Annotated in this window: 4 protein-coding genes; 1 reads left to right on the top strand and 3 read right to left on the bottom strand. The window is 61.1% G+C overall.

The genetic code is table 11. The features are described from left to right. Window positions 1-100: 100 nt before the first annotated feature. Genes FEM01_RS23795 through FEM01_RS23805 form a run of 3 tightly spaced genes read right to left on the bottom strand, consistent with a single transcriptional unit; the run spans window position 101 to window position 5,004 of the window. Window positions 101-1,459 (bottom strand): HlyD family type I secretion periplasmic adaptor subunit, encoded by a 1,359-nt coding sequence (locus FEM01_RS23795; protein ID WP_171031019.1) that lies wholly within the window; start codon window positions 1,457-1,459, stop codon window positions 101-103. Between the two features lie 7 nt (window positions 1,460-1,466). Continuing rightward, the gene (locus FEM01_RS23800) at window positions 1,467-3,623 is read right to left on the bottom strand and encodes a type I secretion system permease/ATPase (protein ID WP_138221867.1); all 2,157 of its coding nucleotides are present in this window, start codon (window positions 3,621-3,623) and stop codon (window positions 1,467-1,469) included. A 43-nt stretch (window positions 3,624-3,666) separates the two neighbouring features. Beyond that, entirely contained in the window at window positions 3,667-5,004 is a 1,338-nt protein-coding gene (locus FEM01_RS23805; protein WP_138221868.1) for a TolC family outer membrane protein, read from the bottom strand. Window positions 5,005-5,356: 352 nt separating this feature from the next. Here FEM01_RS23805 and FEM01_RS23810 point away from each other — a divergent pair. Continuing rightward, window positions 5,357-6,805 (top strand): retention module-containing protein (locus FEM01_RS23810; RefSeq protein WP_138221869.1); only part of this gene is annotated, 1,449 nt, incomplete at its 3' end.

Raw genomic sequence — 6,805 nt, forward strand, 5'->3', positions numbered from 1 at the left:
GCTGCTTAAAACTGTCCAACTTTTGGGGGGCAGTCCATCTGTGTAGGAGCGGCCTTGTGATCGCGAAAGGGCGCTCCTACAACGGTCCGTTTCCAGGCTGCTATCGCTCGCGCAGTGCCTCGCTACGCGCTTTCATGATCGGCTTGAGCAGGTAGCTCATGATGGTCTTTTTGCCCGTCATGATATCCACCGTGGCCACCATGCCCGGAATGATCAACAGGGGCTTTTCGTCGGTGCCCAAGTGGCTTTTATCGGTGCGCAGGCGAATCAGGTAGTAGGTGGTCTTCTTGTCTTCGTCGGTGATGGTGTCGGCACCGATCTGCTCGAGCTTGGCTTTCAGGCCGCCATAAATGGTGTAGTCGTAGGCGCTGAACTTGACCGTTGCTTCCTGGCCGGGATGCAGGAAGGCGATGTCCTTGGGCAGGATCTTCGCCTCGATCACCAAGGTGTCGTCCAGCGGCACGATCTCGATGATATCGCTGCCCGGCTGGATCACGCCGCCGATGGTGTTGACCAGCAACTGCTTGACGATGCCACGTACCGGTGAGGTGACCATGGTGCGGTTGACCCGGTCGTCCAATGCCTTGCTGGTAGCGGTGGCCTTGTTCAGCTCGGTGCGGGCTTCATTGAGCTGCGTCAGCGCTTCGCTGCGGAACTTGCCACGGGTTTCCTCGATCTTGCTTTGAACTTCCTTGATCGCGGCTTCCGCGCGCGGGATTGCCAGCGAAGTGGAGTCCATCTGGCCACGGTTCTCCACTTCGGCCCGGCGCAGGCGCAGCACCTCGACTTGCGAGATCGCGCCCTGGGCCACCAGCGGCTCGGACATGGAGATTTCCTGGCGCAGCAACTGCAGGCTGTTGGCGTACTGCGCGCGTTTGGAGGTGAACTCGCGCAGTTCTTGCTGTTTCTGTACCAACTGCTGCTCCAGGCCGCTGATCTCGTCCTGCAACTGCTGGCGCCGGCTCACATACAGCGACTGTTCGTTGGCGGCCTGGCTGGGGGCGGCCTTGCGCAGTTCTTCGTCGATCTGTAGCGGCTTGTCGTCCACCTCGGCGGTCAAACGCTGCACACGCAGGGCCATGGCTAGGCGCGAGGCCTCGGTCTCGTCGACGTTTGACGCGAAGCGGGTTTCGTCCAGGCGCAGCAGAGGCTGGCCGATATTCACGATCTCGCCTTCCTTCGCGTAGATCTGCGCGACGATACCGCCTTCCAGGTTCTGGATCTTCTGCACCTTGGACGACGGGATTGCCTTGCCTTCGCCGCGTGTCACCTCGTCGATCGGCGCCACGCTGGCCCAGACGATCATGGCCAGGAAGAAAGCGATGATGCCCCAGATGGTCATGCGCACGATGCGTGGCGCATCTTCGATCAGTGCCTTGTTGACTTCGGGCAGGGGCTGCCCGGCAAGCGACTCGGAGCCCTTGAAGTAGCGGCGCATATTGTCCTTGAAACGCCCCATATCCAACTTATGCAACACTGATCTGCCCCTTTTTCAGTGCATCCATGACTGCGGTTTTCGGGCCGTCTGCGACGATCTGACCACGATCGATGACGATCAGTCGGTCAACCAGTGACAGCAACGAGGCGCGGTGGGTGACCAGCAGCACGGTCTTACCTTCGATCACTGCGGCCAGGCGCTGCTTGAGGCGTTCTTCGCCGGTGTTGTCCATGGCGCTGGTAGGTTCGTCGAGCAGCAGGACTTGCGGGTTGAGCAACAGTGCCCTGGCCAAGGCAACGTTCTGGCGTTGGCCACCGGAGAGGTTCTGGCCGCGTTCCCCGACCTGCAACTCGTAGCCGTCGGGGTGCAGGCGGGCGAATTCGTGCACGCCGGCAAGCTCGGCGGCTTGCAGGATCAGTTCGTCCTCGATGTAGCGGGCGCCGCTGACCAGGTTGTCGCGTAGCGTGCCGGCCAGCAACTGGATGTCTTGCGGCACATAGCCGATGTTGTGGCGTAGCTCGCTGACGTCGATCTGGCGGATGTCCACGCCATCGACCAGCAGCGAGCCGTTGTCCGGTTCGTACAAACCGACGATCAGCTTGGCCAGGGAACTCTTGCCCGAACCGCTGCGCCCGATGATGCCGACTTTTTCGCCGGGTTTGATCACTAGGTTGATGCCTTTGAGCGCCTGGTTCTGCTGGTTCGGGTAGGTGAACTCGACCCCACGGAATTCCACGGCGCCTTGCAGTACACGGCGGCTGAGCGGGCGCTCTTCGAAATTGCGTTCCTGGGGCAGCTCCATCATCTGGTCGGTGGAGACCATGGTCACCTTGGCCTGCTGGTAGCGGGCCAGCAGACCGTTGAGCTGACCCAGCGGACCGAGGGCTCGGCCACTGAGCATATAGCAGGCAACCAGCCCGCCCATGCTGAGGTTGCCGTCGATGATCAGGTAAACGCCCACGCAGATCATTGCCACGCCAGCCAGTTGCTGGATCAGCAAGGTGATGTTCATGGCCAGGCCCGACAGTACCTTGACCCGCAGCTCCAGGCGGCTGAGGGTGCCGAGGGTCTGTTCCCACATGTACTGGCGTTCGCTTTCGGCGTTGTTGACCTTGACCGCGTCGAGTCCGGCGAGGGTCTCGATCAGGCTCGACTGGCGCTCCGAAGCCAGGGCCATGGTGCGCTCCATGGTTGCCATCAGGGGCTTTTGCAGGGCATAGCCAATGCCCAGGGCGAGCGGGAAGGCCAGGACCGGGATCCATACCAGGTGGCCGCCGACGATGGCGATCACCATCAGGATCAGCAAGGTGAACGGCAGGTCGATCAGGCTGGTCAGGGTGAGCGAGGCGAGGAAGTCGCGCAGGCCCTGGAACTCGTGGATGTTCTGGGCGAAGCTGCCTACCCGCGCGGGCCGGTACTTCATCGACATACCGACGATACGCTCGAACAATGTGGCCGAAATGATCAGGTCGGTCTTCTTGCCCGCCAAGTCCAGGCACAGGCTGCGTAAGCCTTTGAGCACCAGGTCGAACACATACGCGATGCCGATGCCGATGGCCAGTACCCACAGCGTCGAGGTGGCTTGGTTAGGGACCACGCGGTCGTACACGTTCATCACGAACAGTGGCGCGCCGAGGGCGATCAGGTTGATTACCAGGCTGGCGGCGATGGCGTCGATGTACAACCACTTGCTGCGCATCAGCGTGTCGCGGAACCACGAGCGCGCGCGCGGGATGAGGTTACCGTGGTTGACGTCGAACTTGTGTTGCGGCTGGGCGAAGAATACCTTGCCGGTATAGTCGCTCTGCAGGGCTTCACGGCTGATCAGTACCTCACCGCCGTCGCTCTCACTGAGCAACAGGCGCGCGGTGTCGTCGTTCTCCCAACCGACCAGCACGGCGCTGCGGCCCTCTTTGAGCAGCAGCATGGCTGGCATGGCGATGGTCGGGATCTGCTCCAGCTTACGTTGCAGCAGGCGCCCCTGCAGCCCCGCGCGGGCCGCTGCACGGGGCAGCAGCTCGGCGTTCAGGCGTTGGGCCGGCAAGGGCAGGCCGGTGGTGAGCATGGCCCGGCTAGCGGGCTTCTGATGCAGGACACACAGGGTCAACAGACTGTCCAGCAATGGGTCGTCGTGCTGACTGCGTGGATCGTGACTGAGCTGCACTCGACTGACTTCGGATTCCACGAGGCGCCTCTTCATCCTTGCAGGGGTTGTCCAAGGTGCGCCATCAATTCATGCCTGGCAGGCTCACCTTGGGTTTCAGGTCGTTCTGCACAACGGTCGCCAGAGGGGCTACGACGCCCTGGCTCTTGAGCAGTTGGCCAATGGTCGCCTTGATTCGGTACTGAGTAAACATCTGTGTGTTCTTCACCTCCAGCAACCGACGCTGGGCGGTAAAGGTTTCGTTCTCGCTGTCGAGCAAGTCGAGCAGGGTGCGTTCACCCAGGCTGAACTGTTGCTGGTAGGCGCTGCGAACCCGGGTACTGTGATCGACATACTGCTGTGCGATTGGCAGCTGTGCATTGGCGTTCTCCAGGGCATTCCATGCCAAGCCTAACTCCTCATTGAGCTGGCGCAAGGCGTTGTTGCGAATATCCAGCGCCTGGTTGCTCAAATAGGCCTTCGATTCCAGGTCGGCCTTGTTGCTGCCACCGGCATACAAATTGAAGTTCATCCGCAGCATGGCCTGCCACTCGTTGTTGTGGCCGACGGTGCCGTCGAGGTTGTTGTCGGCGGTGCGACCGACTTCGGCATCGAAACGAGGGTAGAAGGTCGACTTGGCTGCTTGGTACTGCTTTTCTGCTGCCGCGATATCCGATTCGGCCGAGCGCAGGATCGGGCTGTCTTCGATCAACTGATGGCGCGCCTCGTCGAGGCTGGCTGGCAGCAAGTCGACAAACGGTGTGGGCGTGCTTAACTCGTCTGGCATTTGCCCCACGACGCTCAGGAAGTTGGTGTTGGCGTCGGCCAGGTTGGTCTGCTCGGTGATCAGGTTGTTGCGGGCTTGGGCCTGGCGCGCTTCGGCCTGATCAAGGTCTGCCATGCGGCCGACGCCACGGGCTGTGCGCAGCTTGATCTGATCGAGGATACGGTCGTGGTTGCGCAGGTTTTCTTCGGCCAGGCGCACCATTTCGCGGCGCGTCAGTACGTCCAGATAGACCTGTGCAACGTTGAGCGCAGTGCGCTCAGAGGTACCCAGCAGGGAGTAGGCGCGAGCGTTGACGGTGGCTTGTTGACGCCCGACTTCGCTGGAGGTGGCAAAGCCGTCAAAAACCATCTGGCGCAAGCGGATGGCGGACTCGCCGCGGTTAAGGGTTTCCCAGCGATTACCGTTGCTCGGGCTGTCGGTGCCCTCGCGACCATAACCGGCTGTCACGTCGACCCTGGGCAGGTAACCGCCTTGGGCTGCTCGCAGTTGGTAGTCCGCAGCGGTGCGAGCATTCACCCCAGCCTGGATTTCCGGGTGTACGTCGAGGGCCCTCTGCATGGCTTCGGGCAAGGTTTGTGCTTGAGCGAGCGAGGCGGCAAGAACGAAAGGAAGAGCGGTGAACAGTGGCGCACGCATAATTGCTGATTTCCCGAGATTGCTGTTGTCCCAAATCACGACCGAAGCCATTCCTGCCCTGGAGAATGGCAACCCCGATTTCCGTGGGTAGGAAGCTTCTGAAAAGGCAGTGCGATTAATACGAAAGAAAGGGCTGTTTAAGGGCAAATATCAATGTGACATTAGGGTGGCGATTGTTTAGGATGGCAACCAGAAGGTCAATAGTTTGGCATAAAGTTAATCGCCATAAGTTATAGACGTATTTTTGACGCAACCAGTGTCAAAAACATTACTGAAACATTCCATCGGTCGCCGCCGGCAGGTGCTTGAGCGGGCATGGAAGCCACACTGAACGGTTAGCCCGGAGAGTCCAATGAGCACTGTTGTCGCCATCGTCAAAAGCATTGTTGGCCAAGTCATTGCTGTATCCCCAGAAGGCATCCGACGCGTTCTAGTCGAAGGCGACCGTCTGTTCGCGGGTGAACATGTAGAGACCGGTGCAGGCGGCGCGGTCACATTGGAATTGGCCGATGGTCGGCTGCTCGACCTGGGTCGCGATACCCAGTGGAGCGCCGATGCTCCCGACAGCGTCACCGACCTGAGCGAGGCCACGGCCCAGCAGGCGCCTTCGGTCGAAGAGCTGCAACAGGCCATTGCCGCCGGCGCTGACCCGACCACCGACCTTGAAGCGACCGCAGCTGGCCCGGCTGCCGCCGGTGGTGGCTCGGTTGGCGGCGGGCATAGCTTCGTGCTGCTGCAAGAGACCGCAGGGGTGGTCGATCCGACCATCGGCTTCCCCACCGGCCCCATCGGTTTCGCCGCTGGGCTGGCGACCAACACCGTTGGCGCGCTGAACGCTAACGCTGCCGCCGCCACCACGACCACTGCACCCTTCGCGACTAGCGTGACCCTCAGCGCCACCCCTTCGATCACCGAGGCGGGTGGCGTCATCGTATATACAGCCACCGTGGGCCGCGCGCCGACCAGCGACCTGGTCGTGACCTTGTCCAACGGCAGCGTCATCGTGATCTCTGCTGGCCAGACCACTGGCACCGTCAACGTTGACATCGCGCCCAACGATACGCCGTACATCGACGGTAGCCAGCTGTCTGCCAGCATCACCGGCACCACGGGTGGCAATGGCCTGATCGTTACCATCGATCCTACCCCTGCGGTGACGGTGATCAACGATACCATCGACACCACTACCGTCACGGTGACGGCCGTTCCGGCGAACGAAGGCGACGCGAACGTCACCTTCAACTTCCAGCTGAGCAATCCGCCGCAGACGGGCAGTGCAACCACCCTGACCGTGAACGTTGGCGGCACCGAATATCAGGTCAACGTCGACGCCAGCGGCAAAGGCACGCTGCAAGTCCCGAATACCAACGTCGATGACGTCTACAAAGACGAGAGCACTGTCACAGCCACTGTGACCAAGGTGGAGGGCGGTAACTTCGAGAACGTCAGCCTGACCGGCGCTTCGGCGACCGCGACCGTGGCTGACACCCTCGATACCACCACCGTCACCGTCACGGCAGACCCAGCGAAAGAAGGCGACGCGAACGTCACCTTCAACTTCCAGCTGAGCAATCCGCCGCAGACTGGCAGCGCTACTACGCTGACTGTGAACGTCGGTGGTACTGAGTATCAGGTCAACGTCGATGCCAGCGGTAAAGGCACGCTGCAAGTCCCGAACACCAACGTCGATGACGTCTACAAGGACGAAAGCACTGTCACTGCGACCGTTACCAAAGTCGAAGGTGGCAACTTCGAGAATGTCAGCCTGAACGGCGCTTCGGCGACCGCGACTGTGGCCGAC

The sequence above is a fragment of the Pseudomonas mosselii genome, from assembly GCF_005796105.1.
In the GTDB taxonomy this organism is placed as follows: Bacteria; Pseudomonadota; Gammaproteobacteria; order Pseudomonadales; family Pseudomonadaceae; genus Aquipseudomonas; species Aquipseudomonas mosselii_C.

Bases quoted from the DNA above. Each gene is read 5' to 3' on its own strand.
- FEM01_RS23795 (WP_171031019.1), bottom strand. From the start codon at position 1,459: ATGGGGCGTTTCAAGGACAATATGCGCCGCTACTTCAAGGGCTCCGAG.
- FEM01_RS23805 (WP_138221868.1), bottom strand. From the start codon at position 5,004: ATGCGTGCGCCACTGTTCACCGCTCTTCCTTTCGTTCTTGCCGCCTCG.